Annotated in this window: 1 protein-coding gene; it reads left to right on the forward strand. The window is 67.8% G+C overall.

Features of this window, described 5'->3' with window-relative positions:
* On the forward strand, positions 1–295 hold a 295-nt coding region (locus I5E_RS26870), incomplete at both ends, for a hypothetical protein (protein WP_031261522.1).

A 295-nucleotide genomic window follows, 5' to 3' on the forward strand; every position in this document is an offset into this window, starting at 1 on the left:
CGGCTGCTGGAGGCGCTGCACGCGAACCCGACGCGCTGCGTGCTGGTCGGCGCCTATGCGCTGGGCAAGGCGCAGCGGCTGATCGCGGAACTTCGCCTGCGCGGACATCACGATCCGATCTACATCCACGGCGCCATGGAGCGGCTATGCTCGCTCTATCAGGAGCTGGGCGTCGATCTCGGCGAACTGGTGTCGGCGACGGCCGCATCCAAAGAGCAACTGCGCGGCAAGATCGTGATGTGCCCGCCCGGCGCGCTCAATGATCGCTGGTCCCGCCGCCTGCCCGATCCGATCA

Origin of the sequence: Curtobacterium sp. B18, assembly GCF_000333375.1 — a bacterium.
GTDB lineage: Bacteria > Actinomycetota > Actinomycetes > Actinomycetales > Microbacteriaceae > Curtobacterium.